Here is a 21908-nt window from a genome sequence, read left to right as displayed (position 1 = left end):
CTTTAAAATACAAAACGCCCGATGAAGTACATCGAGCGTTTTAGTTAAAAAGTGTCAACCCATATCAGGACGGGTCACGCCGATCTTTTTAGCGTTTGAACGTTACTTGCTCTGCTTGTTCAAGATGAATATGAGTTGTCGCAGGCTGTGTTTCTGCAATCACTTTACCGTGACGGACAGAGTAACGAACCGGCACTTGGCGACGTACTGCGTCAAAACCATTTTCTGCGGGAAGAATCAGTAAACTACCAGGTTTGCCTTCTTCAATGCCGTGCTTATCTTGAATGTTCAGTGTACGTGCTGAATTGGTGCTGATCAGATCCAGTGAGTTGTTGATTTGGTCGTAACCCATCACCTGGCACACGTGCAGACCCATATGCAGCACTTGCAGCATGTTTGCAGTGCCTAGTGGGTACCAAGGGTCAAATACATCATCGTGTCCAAAGCAGACGTTGATGTTGGCATTCAGCATCTCTTTCACTCGTGTTACGCCGCGACGTTTTGGGTAATCATCAAAACGGCCTTGTAAGTGAATGTTCACCAATGGATTTGCCACGAAGTTGATACCGGACATGCGTAATAAACGGAACAGGCGAGATGCGTATGCACCGTTGTAGGAACCCATCGCTGTGGTGTGACTGGCCGTGACTTTATTCCCCATATCAAACTTGTGCGCTAATGCTGCCAGTGTTTCAACGAAGCGAGATTGTTCGTCATCGATTTCATCACAATGCACGTCGATCAGGCGGTCGTATTTTTGCGCTAACTCGAATACGTAGTGCAGCGATTCAATGCCATATTCGCGTGTGAATTCAAAGTGTGGAATCGCGCCAATCACGTCCGCACCTAATTTGACGGCTTCTTCTAGCAGCTCTTTGCCATTTGGGTAAGAGAGAATTCCTTCCTGCGGGAAGGCGACGATTTGGATATCTACCCATTCTTTCATCTCTTCACGCACTTCTACCATCGCTTTTAGGGCAATTAGGGTAGGGTCTGAAACATCGACGTGGGTACGAACGTGTTGTACGCCGTTTGCTATCTGCCATTTTAAGGTTTGTTTTGCGCGCGCTTTCACGTCTTCAATCGACAGCATTTCTTTGCGCTCAGCCCAACGTTCAATACCCTCAAACAATGTGCCAGAGATGTTCCAGCTTGGCTCACCTGCGGTTTGAGTTGTATCTAAGTGAATGTGTGGCTCGCAGAAAGGCGCAACCGCCATACCGCCTTCAGCATCGATGATGTCACCGTTATGACTAAGCTCCACATCGTTGCTTTCAATGCGCTTGAATTGACCATCTTCAATCAAAATTTGCTGCAGACCTTCTTGTCCTTTTAGCGTTACGTTTTTGATCAGTAGTGTTGTCATGATGGTTCCTTACGCTGGCTGTGTTGCCAGTGCTTTTTTGTTGAGAATAGGATTAAGAATCAGGAAGCTAATTGCACCGCCAAGTACAGCGTTAATCGGCACTACGCCAGGAAGGAAGTGTCCTGCACCAACGCCAATCGCTACAGCGATAATGCCAGCCCAGTTTACGCTTTGGAACTGGGTGGCTTCAAAGTTTGCGTAGCGTTTACGGTTCGTGAAGAAGTCAGCGATGATCACACCGCCAATCGGTGGAATTGCCAAAGATAAGAAGGTCAGCCAGCCAACAAAGTTATTGTAGAGCCAGAGAGCGCAAAGTGTGCCAACAAGACCGTTCGCCATTGAGATGTATTTACTTGGTAAGCCTGTGATGTTGGAAAATCCAAGACCCGATGCGTAGAGCGCGTTGTCGTTGGTCGTCCAAATATTTAACCCAAGTACGATAATGGCAGGAATCAATAAACCTTGTGCAATCATCACTTCAGAGATGTCTGATTGACCCGTCACCGACGCACCTGCCGCGCCAAAGATAAACATTAGCGAGTTACCGATGAAAAATGCCACCATGGTGATCATCACGGCGCTGCGCGGCTTTTTACCAAAGCGTACGAAATCCGCCGTTAATGTACCAGCACTGACAAAAGAGCCGACAACCATCGCGAGAGCTATTGAAAAATCGAGTGGCTCGGTTGGTTGAACTTGTTGTAGTTCGCCAATACCACCAACGCTATTTACTGCCTCGATGACAGAGTAGCCGCCAAGTAGTGCAATGGCAGGAACGGCGATTGCTGACAGCACCATCAGTGCTGAGATTCCAAAGTAAACGGTCGCGGTCATGAGCAAACCGGATACAAGGATCAACGTGTTGGTATCGATGCCCGTTGCTTTATGCACCGGAATCGCAAACATCGCGACACCAACTCCAAACCACCCAACTTGAGTACCGCCAAGAAGAGCGGAAGGAAGCCAAGAGCCTTTAGAACCAAAAGAGAAACGAGCAAGAAGGTGGGTAGAGAGACCAGTAGAAGCGCCGATGTAACCGAGGAAAGAAGTGTAAATACCGAGGATTAGGTTACCGATGAGAACAGCGAGGAAAAAATCATTAAAGGAGAGCCCAGTACCGAGAGAACCCCCTGTCCACATACTTGCGGAGAAAAAAGTGAGTCCTAACATCACCATGGTTAGTGACGCCACGCCTTTTCTGGCCGTGTTGGGAACTGGTCCAAGACTGTAGTTATTGTCTCCAGCCATTATTGCCTCCGCACATTGAAATATTAAATTATAGCACCTGATTTTCAGGCAAACGGCGCGTATTATCGTGATGTAAATTTAATAGTCAATGATAAAATTGAAATTTAAACGTTTGCTTGGTTTTTTATGTGTATTTTTTCTTTTAATAACAATGGCTTGGTTTTTAAATTCTAAAGGTGGAAAGTTTGTTTTTACGTATTTTCTATGATTTATAGACAGGTTTTCTATGTGAAATTAATGTTTTGAATTGCTATTTGTTTTTATGGATTAAATTTATCTATAACTCTGGATTGTTCAGTCGATTTCTATGAAAAGAAAACGATTTCATGATGAGGTTTTTGGTTTGGACGTTATTTGTTCTTTTCTTGGGTGTGTTTTCTTGGTTTTATTTTATGTAGGTGATTTATTTTTGTTGAAGCTCGCATTTCTAATGGCTTAGTGGGCGAATATTTGAATTTTATAAACAGTAAAAAATCTGTTGTGGGTAAGAAAAGTACAACCGAGCTCGGTCAGAGGATAAGAGGGCAATAGCCACATAAAAAAATAGCCAACCGCAAAGAGTGCGATTGGCTTATATACATGTGAACAAAATCAAGTTCACTAACAACGTCAGTTGGCTAGGTGACCCTCGGCTTAAGAAGGGTCGATTTATATAATGCAGTTACTGTGCCAACTTTAATATGCCCTAAAATACGTAGTTTCTGTGACATGCGTTGCTTAAAGTCTGAGTTTGTTTGCAATTTGCAACTGCGTTATGCAATTTGACTCTATTATGCTAATGATTGATTAATAAACAATGAACCTTTTAAAGCATGACTAAACTCGCCGTTCCTAAAAAGGCGAAAAAACCAACTACATCTGTCACTGTTGTTAGAATCACCGAGCCAGCCAAAGCGGGGTCCAATTTAAACTTATCCAGAATAATGGGAATCAGCACACCAAATAAAGCTGCGGTAATAATATTGACGATAATGGCCAGCGCGATGGTTCCCCCTAGAACCGGAGATTGAAACCACAATCCGGCGAGCCCGCCGATGATTAACGCCCAAGCAATGCCGTTCAGAGAGCCAATACCCAACTCATTTTTCAAAAGCTTGAAGCGGTTACCTGGGGTGATCTGATTAAGCGCCATCGCACGAATCATTAGAGTGAGCGTTTGGCTGCCAGCAATGCCCCCCATGGATGCAACAATTGGCATGAGCACCGCCAAAGCCACTACCTGAGCAATTACATCTTCAAACAGTCCGATAGTGACAGACGCCAAAATCGCAGTAAGCAAATTGATGCCTAACCAAACCCCGCGCTTTTGCGAGCTTTTTAATACTGGCGCAAACAAGTCATCGCCTTCATCCATACCTGTACCGGCCATCAAACGTGCTTCGTAGATTTCACGCTGTGTACTCAATGCAAACTGCCAATCGACTTCACCGATCAGTGTTTGGTCTGCATCAGTTACAGGGAGAGCGGGCAGTGTGCTGTGTTCTAATGCCTCTACCGCTTCAGGAAGCATCATTTTACTGTCTAGAACCGTCACAGCCTCAATAACGAGTGTTTTTAAGCGAGTATCGGGGTCACCACGTAAGATATCGAAGTAGTTGACCGTTCCACGATACTGTTTATTACGATTAATCAGATACACCTGTTGAGGCGTGTCGTAGCTATAGCGCTCCATTAACTGCTTAGCTGTCCCAATCGTAATATTGAAGGGCAGGGTGATGATCTTACGTTCAGCCCAGTGGCCGAGTTCTTCATCAGCATACTCGTTTGCTTGATCGTAAAGTTCCAACTCATCTTTTTCTATCAACGAGAGCGCTTCGTTGATGATCGACTCTGGCAACGAATCGGCCCATTCGATGAGCGACAAGTTGTCGAGTTTAGCGAGAGTGAGCTTTAGCTCGACTTCAGATAACGCATTGATGATAGAGAAACGTACGTCCGCACGCATTTCCGTTAACACGTCGATATGTAGCTCTAGTGGTAAAGCTCGCCATAAGCGAACACGATCGTCGATTGGAAATGCTTCTAGAATCAGGGCAACCGCGCCGGGCTCGAGGCCCGCTTCAATAGATTCATTGAGCGTTGCGACTTGATCCGCTTCTTCGGCTTGGCCAATTTGCTGGATTAGAGTGGAGAGATCTTGAAACTTGCTCACCGAGTACCCCGATAGTTAATTCGTTTTATGGAAGTATGGCATGTTATTGAGATGCACAACTATGCATCTTAACCTTGCTCAAGGTACTTGAAAGTAACAGAAAAACAATAGGCTATTCGCTGTTGATGGTGAGATATGGCTGTACCAATTGGCGAATGTTCACTTTTGCGCCAATACGGGCTGCCAGCAAGTACATTCCGCCGATTTTTCTGTGTAAAAATAGGGCATCTGCTGGTGGAGTATGCCAGTATTCTTGTTCCATGCTTAAAATAGTGCCAGCTTCGCGAAGCTTTTGTGCTAAGCCACTGGCTTTAAAGTCATAAGGCTCATCAACTAACATCGGTTCACATGCCATTTTCACTAGATCGAGAATCGCTTGGCGCTGGTCTGGAAGGATGGTTTGGCTGAAGAAGCCTATTTGTTCAAGCGCATCATTTAAGCCTTGTTCGTCATTATTCACGACAGACGCAAAAGCTTGGCGATAGCCGGTACTGAACCGTTCGCTGTATTCGCGGGTCGCCCCGAAATCTAGCAAGCCGATTTGACGAGTGTTTTCGATATATAAGTAGTTGGCGAAGTTTGGGTCGGTTTGTACCATCTTAAATTCGAACAGCTCTCGAAACAGTAATTCGAGTAGGCTGTGCATGACAAAATCCCGTGTACTCTGATCATAATGTTCGATTTGCTCAATCGGGCTACCATCAATGAATTCCATCGCGAGAACGGAGTCTGAGCAACTTTCAGTATGAATCTTCGGTACGACAAAATGAGGGTGCTCCTTCAAAGCGTCATGATAACGAATGGCAAATTGTGCCTCTCGTGCGTAATCGGCCTCGTCATGTAGCTGCTTTTTCGCTTCTTCGAGTAATCCTTTGTAGTCGACAGACTCGGGAATCAACCCAACGACCTTGAGCATTGTACCGACATTATCGACGTCGCTATCGATACTTTTCCGTATGCCCGGATATTGCACTTTGACGGCTAGGTTATCGCCCACATCGCTGTAGGCTTGGTGCACTTGTCCTATTGATGCACTGGCGATTGGTTTGAAGTTAAATGACAGAAACTCAGCTTTCCAATTCGTTCCCAGCGAACTTTCCATTACTGCGTTGAGTTGTTTTGCAGGCATTGGGTCTGCGTTGGAACGAAGACGGGAAAGAATATCGGCAAGTTCAGGTTCTAAAACATCACCAGCATCCATTGATAGCATTTGACCAAGCTTCATTGCAGCGCCACGCAGGTGAGCAAGTTGGTCAGTTAAGCGCGCGATGTTCTGTGGCGTCAGCAAGAGGTCTTTCGCTTTTGGTTTGTTGCCTTTGGCTATCTGCTTCGTGCCTTCTGCAATCACATTGCCTGCGACACGGGTAGCAAGTGAAGCGAACTTGCTGAATCTTGAGATGCGATGGGTAGGTAGGCTTCTTTCCTTTGCCGACATGAATCTTCTCCGCTATTTACTAACTAATTGTTATACGGGAAAAGGATATGTTTGGATACAAATGAAAAGAAAACCGCCAGCGTAACTGGCGGTTTGCGAGTTTAGATAGAGTAGAAGAAGTACAGTTGAGACTTCATTCGGATGATGATCCCGCGAATCACATCTAAGAAGGCCATAAAGCCTATCGGTTTTTCACCGCTGACCCATGCGAGGCCAACAGAGCCAACAGGGATGTCGTAGCCTTCTGGCTCATCAATCTTAAGACGAACAAAGTGGTGTTTGTTCTGTAAGTTCTTTCCAGTGGTGACACGTACGGAATCATCGAAACCCAGTAGATTACCTTGTGACTCACCTGTTGCTTCAACAATGCCTTCGACGGTCGCTGAGAAGATCTTACCTGGGTAAACGGACGAAGAGAATTCCGCTGGCTGACCCGGTTTGATGTTACGAATCGCCTGGTGGTTCACTCGCATTAGTACGTACTTTTCGTTGGTGTACATGTTGATACGCGGCATCATTGATACACGCTGACCTTCACGCAGGATAAAGTTGGTGACAAAGCCATCTGTTGGGGCATGAACTTTTGTGCTATTCAAATCCCATTGCGCTTTTGCAATTTGCTCTTTCGCTTGGCGCAGTTCGGCTTGTTTGGTTTCAACTGCAAGTTCCGCTTTATGAATCGCCAGTTTTGCACGGGAAATATCGACTTGTTTCTTCTTGATTTGAGACTCAAGGGTCAACACGTTGTGACGTGCCATATCAACCGCACTCGATTGTTTGTCGATATCGCTTTCCGTGATGGTGTTGTGCACCACTCGGTTTTGCTCAACATAACGATCTAGCATTTTTTTCTGCAATTTGTAGTCAACTTTCGCCGCTTCCAACTGGCTCTTTGATGTTTCTAGATCTTGCACTAGCGCTTCGTGGTTAGCTTCTTCAATCTCGATGTCGCCTTTTGCTGTAGCTAATGCAACGCGAGCAGAATCAGCGGATACGTTCGCTTGATTTAATGCGATTTTGTATTGCGTTGGGTCAAGTTCATAAATGAGCTGACCTTCTTTAACTTGCTGATTCGGCTCAATGTAAATGTGGTCAACTTTACCTTTTACATTGGTTGAATCTGGACGCAATTGGATGTGTGGTGACTGCACGACAGAACCGCCGGATAAATCCATCGGGGTGAAGTTAATCAAACCTACCCAGACGAACATTAGCCAACCCAAGCCGCCAAGATAAGCGAACGATTTGGTTGCTTTGTTCCAAGGCATGCCAACCAAACGCAACAGATAGATGAAGAGTGCCCATACCGCTAAACCTTCTAACATTATGCTTCCTCTTTTGGCTGTGTTTCTGTTTGCGGTTTACTTTTCCATGTATCACGCAGATTGATGATGGCTTTTTCCATATCAACGAATGCAAAGATCACGGCTAGCACCCAAACCCAGTGCCAGACAAACCCTATCCAGGTCAGCGCAGTGATGAGCCCTATCTGATGATGGTCTTTGCTATGTGCTTTATTGATAGGTAATTCATGGATTTTCCAAAAGCCGTAACACGCGCCCGCGACACTCGCAATTAAAACGACAGCAGCGACAACATGTAACGCCGTATCTGCGCCTGTACCGACAAACGGGACACTCAGTAAACTCATTAAACACTCCTCTATCAAACTGTTGGCGTATTGTGATCTGAATTTGATTTGCGGCTTTCTTTGTGACAGATTCAATCACTACGGGATTAAATTTGATGTGATTGGTTATGAAAACGGTTCGGTTTATTCGCGCGATGGGCATTCTAAACATGCATAACCTCGCGTTATCTAAATACAATTTGGACTCGGATGAGTTAGGGATCCCAGCATCGGTGTTTCGTAACCCAATGACACTGATCCCGCTAAAAGCCGTTGCGGAATGGTACCGTTGTGTTGAACAAGCCAGTGGTGACCCGGATGTGGTGTTGAGTCTCAGCCGAGGTATTGAACTGCAAAAGCTAGGGCCAGTGGGACGCTGGTTATTCTCCGGCAATGATTTAGCCAGTACCATTCGGCGAGTGAATTATGGTGTGAGCAACCTACAATCAGGGGCGTTTTTTGCTGGCGAACAGTCGGGTAAAATCATCAAATGGACTTACCACAACCCGTTTATAGAAACGTCAGTAAAGGTGCACGATAGTATCCGCTGTGCGGTATTTATGATTAAGGTGTTACGCGAATTTCTTGGCAAAGATTACCAGCCTTTACGTGTCAAGGTTTCAGGCTCGAGAAAAAATACTGAGCGATACCGGGAATATTTCGGCTGCGAGGTGGAATGGAGTCAGCCAAAAACAGAGATATGGATCCCGGGAGATGACCGACTAGCTTCTCGCCAAGTGAGCCATCGAGAAGACAGCCGTCTAGCGATGAGTTTTTCCGATTTGGATGATTTGCTTAATATGCCCGATCCAGAAGACGAGTTGAAAGTGATTTATGAAGTGGTGAACTACAGCAGCCATTATGGATTGCCAACGTTAGAGCGCGTGTCTTCTCTGCTTGATTTATCTGAACAGCAGTTTCAACGTCGTTTGCATAAATTAGGGCTCAATTTTTCGACGGTTTCTGGCTATGTATTGAGTAATATTGCAGCTGGTTTGTTGAGTAAGCGCGTGAGTATTGATGACATTGCCACGCGCCTTGGTTACACCAATGTGGCGAGCTTCAATCGTATGTTTAAGAAACATCGTGGATTAACGCCCAAGCAGTATACGGGAAGATTAGAGAAGTAGTGCTCCACTTATCTCTATGAGTACAAGCAATAAAAGCCCTCAAAGTTGAGGGCTTTGTTATTTTTTTGTGTCGTTTTATGTGGTGGCTATTTCTTAGGACGCCAACTTAGTGCACTTGCAACAGCGCCGATGGCAATTACATCCTTTTTTTGTTCGCTAAGTTCAGGGAGCATCTGTACCGCAATGGTACCGTTCGTCTGCACTGCGGCAATTTCTTGTGTGCCTTCCTTAAAGCTATAACCCAATGGAATGTCTACCGCCATCATGGCGTCAGGACTAGTATGTACAGTTTCTACATTAAAGTGGGTGCTACCAATACGCACTACGCCTGTCTCTTTTTTCTCAAAGCTGATGTCGATGAGAGCGGATTTTGGCTCCATCGCAAACTCACCGACTTTTTTACCATCTTGAGTAATGTCACAGGTGTAAGGATCATTCCCACCAAAATCGACGCCCATGTAGTTAACCGACATACCGCCTCCAGTGCAGTTCAAAAGCCAAGTTTCCCCGCTGTCGATACGAATCACTTCTGCGCCCATTGAACCTTCTTTGAAAGAGATACGGTTAAACCAACTTGAGTTAGAAGCACTGCGTGAATACTTGCCTTTGTACTTACCAGCAAAATCAAAATGGCCATCCGCACCGAATCCCCAAAAATCACCGTCGGTTTTGATCAGCATTTCTGGTTGTGCTTTTACGGCATCAGTACGATCCATGACGGCTAGGCCACCACAACCAGCAAGGAGCAAGGGAGCGAATAGAATAAGTTTCTTCATGTTTTTCATTTTTTATAGCTTGGTTACATCTAGGGTTTGGTCGGTGAATTGGATGTTCTGAATGTCGTACAACTCGTCAGTGCCTGTACTCGGGCACTCAACAGAAACGCTCTTTGCTTTGATAACAGTACATTCCGCCAGTTTGTGTGGCACTATATAGGTGTTGATACCGCCTTCACCATAAATGCTGTTGTCTTTGCTGTTGCCTTCAAAAGTATTGTTTTGATCATTACCGATCACATTCATCGCGTCGCCGCCAATGATCTTCACTTTTGTTAGCCACTGAGATTTGTAGGTGTACGCTTCTATCAAACCGTCTTTGTTGGGAGCCATACGGAAGGTAGGTACTGTGCCTGGACTTGTCTTTTCTGTGTAGAGCTTGACGCCCGCAGAGTCGATATTCGCGGTATATTGCAAGTATCCGTGGAATAAGCCACTGATCCAATCAACGGCTTGTGGATCTTGGGTTTGCATTTCTTCACGCGTTAACGCTTGGTAGCCATCTAAACCATGTCCGTTTGCTTTTGCTACACCCATGTAAGCTTCAAAAGCGGCAGCAAAATATTCGTGAGAATATGAAGGGCCCGTTTGTTTCACACTTTCAGGATCGAAGTCGTCCGATTTCCAATCGTCCCAGTCATACTGAGTAGGGCGCCACACCGTCGGTTTGCCCGATTGAATATCGTTATAGATGCTTAACGCATGAGCTTGAATGTCATTTTGCAGTGCCGCAGTCGCCGTGTTAGGTGCAATACCTTGCGCTTGGACCAAGTGTAAAATTTCTTCAAAAGCGGCGTCTCGTTCGGCTTTTTTACCAAGATTGGCGCAGTAATCGGCAAAATTACTCATGTAATGGCAATCGCCTTCAACTGTCAGTTCTCGATACATTAAAGATTGGCTATTCCTTAGCCAGTTTGGTGTTTCTTTACTAGTTACTAATGTTGACGCGATAGATGTGACAAGTGTATCCATATCATCTTCGTTAAGTACCATCATGCTTACAACAAACTTTTCTAGAGAACTAGTATCAAAAGAGTGTGCTAAGCCCGAGCTTGTAACTGCATCGTTCAATTTGCCTTGGCGAATCAGTTCGTTGATAAAGATTTTGGTTAACATCTCATCATTCTGTTCGTCGTTTTCGGTCAGCATTAGTGTGGCATCACGCTCGGCTAATGTCTTAGCGATACGAGACTTGTCAGCACCGTACTTAGAGTCTGGTTGGTTTGTGAGAAGGTGTTGGATGATTTTGGCTGCACGAAAGATTTTTTCATTATTCGCACCGTCATCAACAGCCACAATGTGAAATGTATCGTTGTTGTTTGCTTCGGAAAGGGAGATTTTCACATAGTGGGTGAAGCCCGAATCAGCAGCCACTTTTAACTTGGCCGGAAACTCTGTAGAAACGACAGTTGGGATTGTGACAGTGCTCAATGTTGGCATTGGTGGTGTTGGAGGTGTCGTTGTCGATGGTTTCGAATTAGATTCACTGCCGCCACAAGCAGTTAGACTTATCGCGCAAAATATGGCTAAAGGTGTTAATTTGGAATATCTCATTTCATGTTACTCGTAGACTTTATTAGAGCAGGAAACTTAGAAGCAACATAAAGTCCTGTCTATATAAGCAAACTAAGTCATATATGTTGATATTGTTTTTTGGTAAGACCTATTATTCGATATATTTAAAAATATAGTGGATTTTTATTCCGAATTTTATTTTCTATGTGAAGCTATATTCTGATAATGAATAAAACCTCAGGTTATTGCATGGTTTTAGGGGTATAGAATGATTAGGATTATCGTATATGTATGGTTTGTAAGCGTATGTAAGCCTGCGTTTTATTAAAATTATCATTTAAGTAGGTTGCGCAGTATAGGACGAGCGATATACTCCCTCCATCATATTGGTGGAGTAAATGATTCATGGTGGGTAATACAATCTTACTGGTAGAAGACGACTCAGAGATTGCTCGATTAACCAAAATGTACCTCGAAGCCGAAGGATATACGGTAACTGTCATCGATAACGGTCAAAATGCATTAGAAACGATTAAGGGGCTCAAGCCGGACCTAGTGCTGTTAGATTTGATGTTACCAGGAAAAAATGGCGCAGAAATATGCCAAGAGGCGCGTAAGTTTTATCATGGTATTATCATTGTTTTGACTGCGACCGATGATGAAATGAGCGAGGTGAGCTTATTTAAGTTCGGTGCTGATGATTACCTTACCAAACCGATAAAAGGCAATATCCTTCTCGCCCGTATTGAAGCAGCGTTGCGTCGCTATTGTCGTCAAGTTGATATCGTTGAAGAAGAAAAGCTGAGCCGATATGGCATTAGTCTTTGTCTTCGTCGCTCCCAAGCATTTTATTTGCAAAAAGATATTGGTTTAACGAGCTCTGAGTTTGAAATTCTAGAGCTCCTGATGCTGAATGTCGATAAACCAGTATCTCGTGAATCATGTTGCCGTCTTGCCAGAGGCATTGAATACTGCATTACTGATCGTTCGATTGATATGCGTATATCCTCACTAAGGAAGAAATTCTCTAAGGCTCATATCCATACTGCTACCATTAAGACCATACGTCACCACGGCTATATGCTGACAGGTAAATGACGCATGTTTTCCCTGTTTACTCGTCTATATGTGGGGTTAGTTACTGGCCTTGCGCTGACTGTTGCTTTGTTTCTCTTTATGGGGGAAGAGTACATGCGCAAAACAGAAGTCGGTGTTTTTTTGAGTGACGGTGCTTATTTTGTCGATCAATACATTGAGCAACGAGGCACTCCGGATTCTCTCTACAAGAAGTTAACCGAAAACGGCAAGCAAGATTTCTTTATCTTTGATTTAACATTGGTTGAAAACTGGGACGGATCACCGCCTTGTCGAGATTGTAATCTGCTGTACCGTATGCAAGGGATACCTGTTTATCTTATTGATGGCAGTACCTATGCTGCGGTATTCCCTTTGCCTAACACTTCGAAGAGTTTAGTTTTCAAAGAAAAAACGGATTTCTTTAGCCCACACGTTGATTGGAATGAAGATTCTGAGATTGTATTTATACTTACTCTACTTTTGGTTGTTGTATGCAGTTTAGGCATTATGGTTTACATACCTGTACGACGTCTTGACCGCCAAATTCGGCAACTAACGGCTGCGCAACAACAATTTGGTTCTGGTGAGTTGAATACGCGAGTCGAGCTAAAGCAATTTTCGCAACCCGTGAAAGAGCTCGCCCAAGGCTTCAACTGCATGTCTGAAGAGATTGAGAGACGAGTGCGCCAAACACACATCTTTACTCAAGCTATTCCTCATGAAGTGCGCACTCCGCTGAGTCGTATTCAGCTAGCGACGGATTTAGCTCGACGCACGAGTGGTGAAATGCAGGCAGAGTTACATGACGATATTGAACGATACGTTGATGTCGTGACGGATTTAACGTCCGACATTGTCATGCTGTCTCGCTTGAGTGTGAAAAACCACTCATGGATCGATTCTGTTGAAACCATGGAACTGCCACTTTGGTGTAAAAGCCGCATGAATTACCTAGGCTTAGAGTCCGCCATGTTGAGAGCAGAAAATAAACTCGCGAACCAATTGATTCACTTTCAGCCTACTTTGGGTAACCTTGTCCTCGATAATTTACTGCAAAACGCCAAGCGTTATGGTGAGTCCTGCGTTGAGGTGACGATTCGAACGGTAGCGGATTGCTGGAGCATCGATATTGAGGACGATGGTCCGGGCATCCCTGAGGCGATGCGAGAAGAAGTATTTATGCCATTTTCGCGCTTAGACAAAAGCCGCAACGCCGACATGAAAGGCTTTGGTTTAGGGCTTGCCATCGCTACCAGTGCAGCGCGGCAACTGGGGTGGGAGCTTTCTGTCGGCGAGAGTCACTTAGGCGGCGCACGTTTTACGGTGCTTATTCCTGCCAACGGTTAGAGTAGGCACTGCGGTAGTCTGGCTCTGCGATACCTTCATACAAATCGTCACAAGCTTGCAGTGGACCTACGACGGTTCGGTAGGGTAGGACACCTGCCCAAACAGGGATGTCCATGTCTTCCGCATCGTCGTTGACGCCAAAATTGCTGATTTTCACTGATGCTTCTGTGAGTGGAATACGCAGCAGCATGGTGGCTTTGAGTTCTTTTTCATTACTCAAACGGATTTGTTCTGTTCTCCCCGGAGCGATCTGTTCAATAAAGTGATTCAGCAACCTGTCTTTCTCTTGGTTATCTTCCACCACCTCAAACTGGCCAAAGACCACAGCACTGCGATAATGCGCACTGTGGTGAAACGCACTTCGAGCCAATACCCAACCATCAAACAAAGTAAAGGTTAAGCACGTTTGCACTCCTTGTTTGAGTGAGCGTAACAGTCGACTGTTGTTGGCACCATGGATATACACGTAATCATCGACACGCCATGCCAGCATAGGGATGACCACAGGGCCTGACTCGTTGGTTATCGCAATATGAGCGATTAGGCTTTCATCTATGATGGCGTGCAGTTTGCTAACATCAGAGACGGCTTTATGTGCGCCTTTCTTAATTTCCGTTCTATTGGTGTTGGATAGCATTTTCTCTCCTTGCTTGCTCACGATTACGAGCGATTTATCCTCATTCTTTGATTGCAATGTAGCGTTTAACTGGTAGCTTAAAGAGAGCCAGTTTTAACTAATGGATGGATCCAGTTTGTCTTTGATTGATATCGGTGACCTACATTTAAAAGACAGTGAAGGAACGCGTCAGCAAGCGTTGTTTTTGGCTATTCGCAAGAAAATTGTTCAAGGACTGTGGGTGAAGAATGGGAAGCTGCCTTCTACGCGGAAGCTTTCACAAGAGCTTAATCTAAGTAGGAATACCGTGATTTCTGCCTACGAACAGTTAGTGGCGGAAGGGTACTTGAACAGCCAAAAAGGTTCTGGCTTTTATGTTGCCGTAGAACTGCCAGAGCAGTACTTGCCTGAACCTAGTTCAGTTCAGAGAGACTCATCACCGAAAGCTCACTTTGATATCAACCGCGCATTTGCACCGGGTGTGCCGGATTTGGACGCATTTCCGATGGCGCAATGGCAAAAGTTACTCACTCGCCATATGTCTCGTACTTGCTTGTTGGGGAATCAAGATATTCAGGGTAGTTGGGCATTGCGCTGTGCTTTAGCTGACTACCTCGCATCAAGCCGTTCAGTGAATTGTTCTCCAGAGCGCATTATTATTACCTCTGGGGCGCAGCAAGCGTTGTCGATTGCGACGATGGTAGTGCTCAAACAAGGTGATAAGGTTCTGATGGAGCAACCAGGTTACGCGCAAATGCGGAAGTTGATTCAGTTCCAAAACTATCAATTTGAGCCTTTGTTCGTAAGAGAGACATTAGGTTTTGATGTGGAAGCGGTGACCACAAGCGATGCCGATGCCCTGTATATCACCCCAAGCAATCAATATCCGATGGGCACCACACTCAATACTGAGCAAAGAGGGAAGATCATCAACTGGGCAGTCGAACAGTCACGTTGGATCATCGAAGACGATTATGACAGCGAATTCCAGTTCGCTCATCGTCCCTATACCAGCTTACAGGGGCTAGCGGCTCAAATGGGTCGAGATGAGCGTGTGTTGTATGTGGGTTCCTTCAGTAAAGTGATGTTTAACGGATTGCGGCTTGGCTACCTTGTAGCTCCTGAACGTTTAGTAGAGCAATGTTTGGTGGTTAAGGATGCGTTAAGTGGTGATTCGCCGACGCATACACAAGAAGCATTGGCAGATTTTATTACTGAAGGTGGGTTATTACGTCATATTCGAAAAATGCGTCGACTGTACAAAACTAAGCATGAACAGATGCATTTATCCATTCAACAGCATTTTGGCGACCGTGTTTGCGTCGTTAGCCAAGCGGCGGGGCTTCATATTACGTTGAAATGGCAAGACGGTATGGATGAGCAGCGTTTTACGAAACTAGCAGAGCATGAAGGGATCATCTTGCGACCTTTGAGCTATTATGAACACCCAGATTTTCAAGCACGTCACTGGCATGGTGCCGTGCTTGGTTACGGCAATATCGCGTTAGAGAACATAGACGCTGGTATCCAACGTTTAGCTCACATATTTCGAAATGGGAAGCGATGACTATTCAACTACACGTGTTTGTCGCTTATGTCGCCACTGTTTCCAAGGCAGTAAAAGTAGAGTAAAAATGCCAAGTGCATAAAACATTGACCAGCCTAAACATATAAAAACACCGGTACAAAGCAGTAGGGACAGTCCCGCAAGTGTTTTACCAAATCCTCGAAGCAATTTGAAAGCGGCTAACATCCCCAACATGTAAACCAGAACGAATACACTGTTTGCGAGTTTTAGGAAAAACTCCAGATCGAGCTGTGATAGGGTTCCTATCACACAAGATATCAATAATATGCCGCCAACTAATATGGTGGCTGAGAAAGGGACACCACGACGTGAAATCTTGGCTAGTGGACTAGAAGGACGATGTTCACGAGCTTGAGCCCAGACCATTCGCGCTAGGCTCTGTGTGTATAAGTTAACGCTCGCGAAACAAGCGGAGAAACCTATCAAGCTGATTATCCATTTGGCTCCATCGCCTAGTAGTTGGGCACTAAGCCAGGGGATGGATGCGTTATCAAATTGAGCGTTACCATACGCGCCAAATTTTAAAATAACGACAGAGCATGCCCAATAGGTAGCCCCTGCTACAAAACAACCGACCACAATGGCAATAGGGAAATCTCTTTGAGGTTTTTTGAACTCTTCCCCCATATGGGCAAAAGCCTCTATGCCAACAAAACACCAGAACATCACGCCTAACGCTGCGGTAATAGGCCAAATTGACTCTTGTGTGATGGCGGGCATCACAAGATCGGCGTTGTTAACGTCGCCTTTCCATAAAAATGCGCCAACAAGTGCGAAGACACTCAAAGCAATAAGAGTTTGTAAATGACCTGATGATTTTGTGCCCATCAAGTTGACGAACACAAGAAGTACTACCGTGAGAACTTGTGCAAACAGATTGTTGCTAATAGGCTCTGGCAATATTTGTTGTAGGAAGCCTGCGGCGAGTGCAATCGCGGCCGGAACCCCTACCGGAATGACACTAACAAATAGCCAAGCGACACTACTTTCCAGTTTGGCGTTAAAGGCTTTGCGTACAAAAAAGGCTGTTCCGCCCGCGTTGGGGTATCGTTTACCCAGTTGAGCAAAAGTCAGCGCAATAGGACAAATCGCGATGAACAATAAAATCCAAGCCCATAGTGAAAAATGGCCAGCTATACCTGCTGCGATAGCCGGGATCATAAACAGCCCCGTTCCCATTAATGTGGTGGATAACTGTGCGATACCTGATGTGAGTGAAATGTCTTTTTTGAGCTCTTCCATGCGAATTGATTCATCCAATGTTATGAGGTTTATTACGAAAAAGCTTGTGGCTTCTGGTTATTTCGTTTTATGTGTTTAAGCGATGCTATTTATGTGCTGAGTACTTAAGTTGGGAATTTGATTTCAATGTGTTATCTATTTTCTGTTGAAATGGATAACAGCACTCATCTCATGCCCGCCAAATAGCATATCCAAAATGTTAATAACAAAATGATTTACTAAACCGTCAATATGACGGTTGTTTTAAATAATTCCAACAAAATGTTGGTTTCTTATGCAGTTAGAATCGGTATAGAATGAGAAAAATAAGGAAAGCTTGGTAACGGTATGGACAAGTTTGATCATAAGATTGTGGATCTGCTCAGGCACAACGCTCGGCTGTCGGTGACTGAAATTGCGGATAAAGTAAACCTTTCTCGTTCTGCGGTAACGGCCCGTATTCGTAAGCTAGAGCATGACAAAGTGATTCTAGGGTATCACGCTGAAATTGCGCCTTCGGGTGGGGATTCGATTTGCGCCTATTTTGCCTTAAAGTTCGATAAATCAACCTCTACGTATTATTGCGAATCATACGCGGACGAGTTATACAAAATTGATGGCGTAAAATGGTGTCATGCGATCAGCGGTGAGACGGACATGATGGTTTTTGTCGAAGTGCCTACGATGGCTCGCTTGAACGAAATCAGAGATCAAATTCAACGATATCCAGAGCTTCGAAACCTGATGACTCATACCGTCTTAGCTGAATTCTTTAACACGACTGGGAACCTGTTTGTGAAGTGACCATGAATGGATGCCATGTTGAAAACCCTTCTGAGCGAATATGTTAAACAACATTAATTTGAATCTACTTAGATCCTTGCATGTACTTTTAGAGGAGTGTCATGTCAGCCGGACCGCAGACCGTTTGCACATTACGCAGTCTGCCGTCAGTCGACAGCTTGCACAATTGCGCGATCTGTGTGGTGACCCACTGCTTATTCGTCAAGGTAATCAACTGATACCAACGCCACGAGCAATAGCGTTAAAATCAAAGCTTGATGCATTACTGGCTGAGTTTGACCATTTACTCGATGACCAACCTTTTGAGCCGCGGCAGTGGCAAGGTGAGCTTGTTATTGCTTCTAGTGACTACGTGGCGCAATACGTATTGCCCGATATTGCCTCTCACTTGGGTGAACAAGCGCCACAGTTAGATATGGCGTACCGACTGTGGCAACCCAACTTTCTTGATAAACTTCATGAGACGGGCATCCATATCGCGTCTTCTATGTATCCAGAAAAACCACAGAGTGTGTCGAGCGTTAAAATTGGTGAGGATTCATCAGTTTGTTTGATGAAATCTTCTCATCCGTTAGCAAAGCAGGACCAGATCAGTATTGAAGACTTGATTTCATATTCACACATCAAAGTGACTGGCGGCGGAGACAAAGATTCCTACACTGATTTAGCATTGAAAGAGCTAGGGCACACCCGCCACGTTACCTTTAAGGTTCCATTCTTCTCTGCTGCGATCAATCGCTTAGTTGCAAGCGAGCACCTGATGGTGGCTCCTGAACATATTGCCGTTAACCTCGCTAAGCATTGGGACTTAACCCATAAAGCATTACCACTCGAAACACCTATTCATCAATATTGGTTAATGTGGCATCCCAAATACGACACGGATCCTGCGCATAAATGGGTGCGAGAAGAGATTCGCTCAGTAATGCAAATCTCTGAATATTCCATTCGCTAATACGTACATCGTTTAGCTATGACTTGAAGTCATGATTAGTATGAATAACTTTGATTTCTAATTATACCTCTTCCGTTGATAGAGTGAGCTTCAAAGAGGGGAAATTCTTATGACACTAACAGTTTGGTTATCACTTTTTACCGTGTGTTTATTAGGGGCTATGTCACCAGGTCCCAGCTTAGCTATTGTCGCTAAGCACTCGTTGGCTGGTGGACGTATCAATGGATTAGCTACGGCTTGGGCTCATGCGTTTGGCATTGGTATATATGCGTTTATTACCTTGATTGGTCTCGCTGTTGTTTTGCAGCAAAGCCCGATGCTGTTCAAGACGATTAGCCTTGTGGGTGCGGCATATCTTGCGTATTTAGGGTTTAATGCTTTGCGTTCAAAAGGTGGTGTGGCTGCGAAGTTGGAGTCAGGTGAGGAGACAACGGTAATCCAGTCTGCGCGAGAAGGCTTTTTTATCTCGATTTTAAGTCCCAAAATTGCTTTGTTTTTTATCGCATTATTCAGTCAGTTTGTCGCGCTCGGTAATGATTTGAGTAATCAGATGATCATTGTTGCCACGCCGTTTGTTGTGGATGGGCTTTGGTACACCTTTATTACCCTAGTGCTATCGAGCTCTAAAGTCGTTGACAGAATTCGCTCTAAGGCAGTGTTGATTGATCGTTTGTCAGGGGTAGTACTCATGCTGCTGGCTCTTAGAGTGGTCGTAACGGTATAGACAAGCTCGCAAGACAGAAATACTAAAAGCAGCCCGTGTGGCTGCTCTTCAAAAAAACACCCTGCCATTTTAAGTACAGGGTGAAAGCAAGAAGTTTCTCAGGAGCTGTCGGGGGAGAGAAACTCATCTAAATCTTATTTACTTACCGGCGAACCTCTTCAAATTCACCTTCAATCGCATCTGCTTTACCTGTATTAAACTCATATTCTTCGTGCATTTCTCTCTGCATTTTCTTGACGCGCTTTTCAATACGCTTGCCGGTAATTAATGCTGCGATGGTCAACGGAATCGCAATAATCAAGCTAAATACTAATGTAAAAAAGCCGGTAATCAGTGCTAGTGCAGTTACAATAATCCGATTCATAATCATGACCTCTCTGTAATTTATGTGCTCAGATTAATGCTGTGAACATGAACAAAACATGAATGCTGACGTTCACTTTGTCCGGAGAGTGTCAAATGAATGAAACGAAAAAACGCCTGAGGGTGATCAGGCGTATAAACGGGGAAAAATATTAGTAATGCGCATGGCGCTTATTATTTAGAACAAATATGAGATATTGTCCGCTACGCTATGTGGTTAACGTTGTGGAGCAAAGTTCACCTATCGAGGGAATGTTTGGTAACGAACACCCATCATTTGTTCCATACAGTGCACAACTTGGCAGCTGTAACCGAATTCGTTGTCGTACCAGATGTAAAGTACACAACGCTTGTCTTGTGCGATAGTCGCTTGACCATCTACGACGCCTGCATGGCGAGAGCCAACTAAGTCAGTTGATACAATTTCTGTTGAATCGGTGTAGTCAATCTGTGCCGAAAGCTCAGAGTTCAACGCCATTTCACGCAAGTAATCGTTCAGTGAATCACGGTCTACGTCTTCACCTAAGTTTAGATTAGCGACTGCCATAGAAACGTTTGGTGTCGGTACGCGAATCGCGTTGCCTGTTAGCTTGCCTGCAAGCTCTGGCAATGCTTTAGCAACTGCTTTTGCCGCACCTGTTGAAGTCAGAACCATGTTTAGTGAAGCACTACGTCCGCGACGGTCACCAGAGTGGAAGTTGTCGATCAAATTTTGGTCGTTTGTGTATGAGTGCACGGTTTCAATATGGCCAGAAAGAACACCATATTTATCGTTCAGAGCCTTAAGGACTGGCGTGATTGCATTTGTTGTACAGCTTGCCGCAGAGATGATGGTGTCATCTTCTTTAATTACCGACTCATTTACACCGAATACAACGTTTTTGATGTCACCTTTACCTGGTGCTGTTAGCAGTACTTTCTCTGCGCCTTGACACGCTAAGTGTTGGCTCAGGCCTTCAGAATCACGCCAAACACCTGTGTTATCAACAACTAGCGCGTTATTGATACCGAAAGCTGAATAGTCTACTTCGTTTGGGTTATTTGCGTAGATAATTTGGATGTAGTTGCCGTTAACGATCAGTGCTTTACGCTCTTCATCGATAACAATACTACCGTTGAACTGGCCGTGAACTGAGTCACGACGCAGCAGGCTAGCACGCTTCTCCAAATCGCCTTTTTTACCGCCACGAACCACAATCGCACGTAGTCTTAGTGGGTAACCTGGACCACTTTTCTCAATGAGAAGGCGAGTAAGTAGTCGACCAATGCGACCGAACCCGTAAAGAACCACATCACGCGCTTTCAGTGAAGAATCTGCGTCGCGAGCGCCATCAAGTGCAGTGATAAGGAAATCGTTTAGAGAGCTTGTATCGTCATGTTCATTCCAGTACATAGTTGCCAATTGGCCAACATCGACACGGCATGAAGAAATGCTCATTTCACAAAGCGCTTGAATAATAGGCATCGTGTGCTCAAGCGAAAGTGGGTTACCGGTATAACGTCTTGCAACGCGATGAGTTTTGAGAATGTCTATAGTAGTAGCATTAATAAGCGTTTTACCAAACAGAACCACTTCGATTCCTTTTTGACGATATAGCTTACCAATTAGAGGGGAAATAGATTCAGCAATCGTTTGGCTAGTTTGCCAGTCTTGGAGATATTTCTCTGGACTCATTGTTGTATTAGACCTTTCACGTTTTGGGGGCTAACCATACTCTCTGCTGTTGCCTCTTCGGCAGCGTGCAAGAGTGTGGTGGGTTATGTAATCGGGTTGTAATAGTTATGTGTGCGGATTCTAAGGTCGGAGTCCTTATTCTGCTAGGAAAATTAAATCCAGTGTAAAACACTACTCAAGGGGACGTTAGTGGTGGATTAATGTGACTAAAGCAGTGGTTTTCACGTATTGACATTTAGAAAGTAACTTACTTTTTTTGCGATGATAACGTTTGCTTTCAAATTAG

Annotated in this window: 19 protein-coding genes; 7 read left to right on the top strand and 12 right to left on the bottom strand. The window is 44.7% G+C overall.

Going from position 1 to position 21908, the window contains the following annotated elements; genetic code table 11:
* Window positions 1-88 precede the first annotated feature (88 nt).
* From R7O12_RS08660 to R7O12_RS08635, 6 genes are all read right to left on the bottom strand, one after another.
* The gene (locus R7O12_RS08660) at window positions 89-1366 is read right to left on the bottom strand and encodes a cytosine deaminase (RefSeq protein WP_025767946.1); all 1278 of its coding nucleotides are present in this window, start codon (window positions 1364-1366) and stop codon (window positions 89-91) included.
* A gap of 9 nt (window positions 1367-1375) precedes the next feature.
* Window positions 1376-2614: a cytosine permease gene (gene codB / locus R7O12_RS08655; RefSeq protein WP_318125754.1), complete on the bottom strand. Its 1239-nt coding sequence runs from the start codon at window positions 2612-2614 to the stop codon at window positions 1376-1378.
* Between the two features lie 805 nt (window positions 2615-3419).
* A complete protein-coding gene (locus tag R7O12_RS08650; RefSeq protein ID WP_005373641.1) occupies window positions 3420-4766 on the bottom strand; it encodes a magnesium transporter in 1347 nt (448 codons plus the stop codon).
* A 112-nt stretch (window positions 4767-4878) separates the two neighbouring features.
* Window positions 4879-6201: an AarF/ABC1/UbiB kinase family protein gene (locus R7O12_RS08645; RefSeq protein ID WP_318125753.1), complete on the bottom strand. Its 1323-nt coding sequence runs from the start codon at window positions 6199-6201 to the stop codon at window positions 4879-4881.
* A gap of 101 nt (window positions 6202-6302) precedes the next feature.
* Window positions 6303-7526: an HlyD family secretion protein gene (locus tag R7O12_RS08640; protein WP_047101169.1), complete on the bottom strand. Its 1224-nt coding sequence runs from the start codon at window positions 7524-7526 to the stop codon at window positions 6303-6305.
* Window positions 7526-7852 (bottom strand): MFS transporter, encoded by a 327-nt coding sequence (locus R7O12_RS08635; protein WP_017635162.1) that lies wholly within the window; start codon window positions 7850-7852, stop codon window positions 7526-7528. The genes R7O12_RS08640 and R7O12_RS08635 overlap by 1 nt, the downstream gene beginning before the upstream one ends.
* A gap of 107 nt (window positions 7853-7959) precedes the next feature.
* On the opposite strand from R7O12_RS08635, the gene R7O12_RS08630 reads away from it, so the two are divergent.
* A complete protein-coding gene (locus R7O12_RS08630) occupies window positions 7960-8961 on the top strand; it encodes an AraC family transcriptional regulator (protein ID WP_053304538.1) in 1002 nt (333 codons plus the stop codon).
* An 86-nt stretch (window positions 8962-9047) separates the two neighbouring features.
* Here the strand turns inward: R7O12_RS08630 and R7O12_RS08625 are convergent, their stop codons facing one another.
* Both R7O12_RS08625 and R7O12_RS08620 read right to left on the bottom strand, forming a co-directional pair.
* A complete protein-coding gene (locus tag R7O12_RS08625; protein WP_065275176.1) occupies window positions 9048-9737 on the bottom strand; it encodes a hypothetical protein in 690 nt (229 codons plus the stop codon).
* 12 nt (window positions 9738-9749) lie between these two features.
* A complete protein-coding gene (locus tag R7O12_RS08620; RefSeq protein ID WP_031777160.1) occupies window positions 9750-11291 on the bottom strand; it encodes a hypothetical protein in 1542 nt (513 codons plus the stop codon).
* A 366-nt stretch (window positions 11292-11657) separates the two neighbouring features.
* On the opposite strand from R7O12_RS08620, the gene R7O12_RS08615 reads away from it, so the two are divergent.
* A complete protein-coding gene (locus R7O12_RS08615) occupies window positions 11658-12350 on the top strand; it encodes a response regulator transcription factor (protein WP_005373624.1) in 693 nt (230 codons plus the stop codon).
* Window positions 12351-12353: 3 nt separating this feature from the next.
* Window positions 12354-13676, top strand: coding sequence for an ATP-binding protein (locus R7O12_RS08610; RefSeq protein ID WP_005373622.1), 1323 nt, complete (start codon window positions 12354-12356; stop codon window positions 13674-13676).
* On the opposite strand, the gene R7O12_RS08605 is transcribed toward R7O12_RS08610, so the two are convergent.
* Window positions 13657-14313: a pyridoxamine 5'-phosphate oxidase family protein gene (locus R7O12_RS08605; protein ID WP_064354862.1), complete on the bottom strand. Its 657-nt coding sequence runs from the start codon at window positions 14311-14313 to the stop codon at window positions 13657-13659. The genes R7O12_RS08610 and R7O12_RS08605 overlap by 20 nt on opposite strands.
* A 100-nt stretch (window positions 14314-14413) precedes the next feature.
* On the opposite strand from R7O12_RS08605, the gene R7O12_RS08600 reads away from it, so the two are divergent.
* Entirely contained in the window at window positions 14414-15859 is a 1446-nt protein-coding gene (locus tag R7O12_RS08600; protein WP_154204235.1) for a PLP-dependent aminotransferase family protein, read from the top strand.
* Here R7O12_RS08600 and yjeH read toward each other — a convergent pair whose 3' ends face one another.
* On the bottom strand, window positions 15860-17122 hold the full coding sequence (yjeH, locus tag R7O12_RS08595) for an L-methionine/branched-chain amino acid transporter (RefSeq protein WP_318125752.1): 1263 nt from the start codon (window positions 17120-17122) through the stop codon (window positions 15860-15862).
* 327 nt (window positions 17123-17449) lie between these two features.
* Here yjeH and R7O12_RS08590 point away from each other — a divergent pair, with 327 nt between their 5' ends.
* The 3 genes from R7O12_RS08590 (at window position 17450) to R7O12_RS08580 (ending at window position 19584) form a co-directional block, all read left to right on the top strand.
* A complete protein-coding gene (locus R7O12_RS08590; RefSeq protein ID WP_005373615.1) occupies window positions 17450-17905 on the top strand; it encodes an Lrp/AsnC family transcriptional regulator in 456 nt (151 codons plus the stop codon).
* Window positions 17906-17945: 40 nt separating this feature from the next.
* The gene (locus tag R7O12_RS08585) at window positions 17946-18860 is read left to right on the top strand and encodes a LysR family transcriptional regulator (RefSeq protein ID WP_017819875.1); all 915 of its coding nucleotides are present in this window, start codon (window positions 17946-17948) and stop codon (window positions 18858-18860) included.
* 109 nt (window positions 18861-18969) lie between these two features.
* The gene (locus tag R7O12_RS08580) at window positions 18970-19584 is read left to right on the top strand and encodes a LysE family translocator (protein ID WP_005373611.1); all 615 of its coding nucleotides are present in this window, start codon (window positions 18970-18972) and stop codon (window positions 19582-19584) included.
* Window positions 19585-19726: 142 nt separating this feature from the next.
* Here R7O12_RS08580 and R7O12_RS08575 read toward each other — a convergent pair whose 3' ends face one another.
* Window positions 19727-19948: a hypothetical protein gene (locus tag R7O12_RS08575; protein ID WP_005373607.1), complete on the bottom strand. Its 222-nt coding sequence runs from the start codon at window positions 19946-19948 to the stop codon at window positions 19727-19729.
* A gap of 240 nt (window positions 19949-20188) precedes the next feature.
* Window positions 20189-21622: a glyceraldehyde-3-phosphate dehydrogenase gene (locus R7O12_RS08570; protein WP_318125751.1), complete on the bottom strand. Its 1434-nt coding sequence runs from the start codon at window positions 21620-21622 to the stop codon at window positions 20189-20191.
* Window positions 21623-21908 lie beyond the last annotated feature (286 nt).

The organism is Vibrio sp. Vb1574 (assembly GCF_033338675.1).
This window is presented reverse-complemented; position numbering and strand designations above follow the sequence as displayed.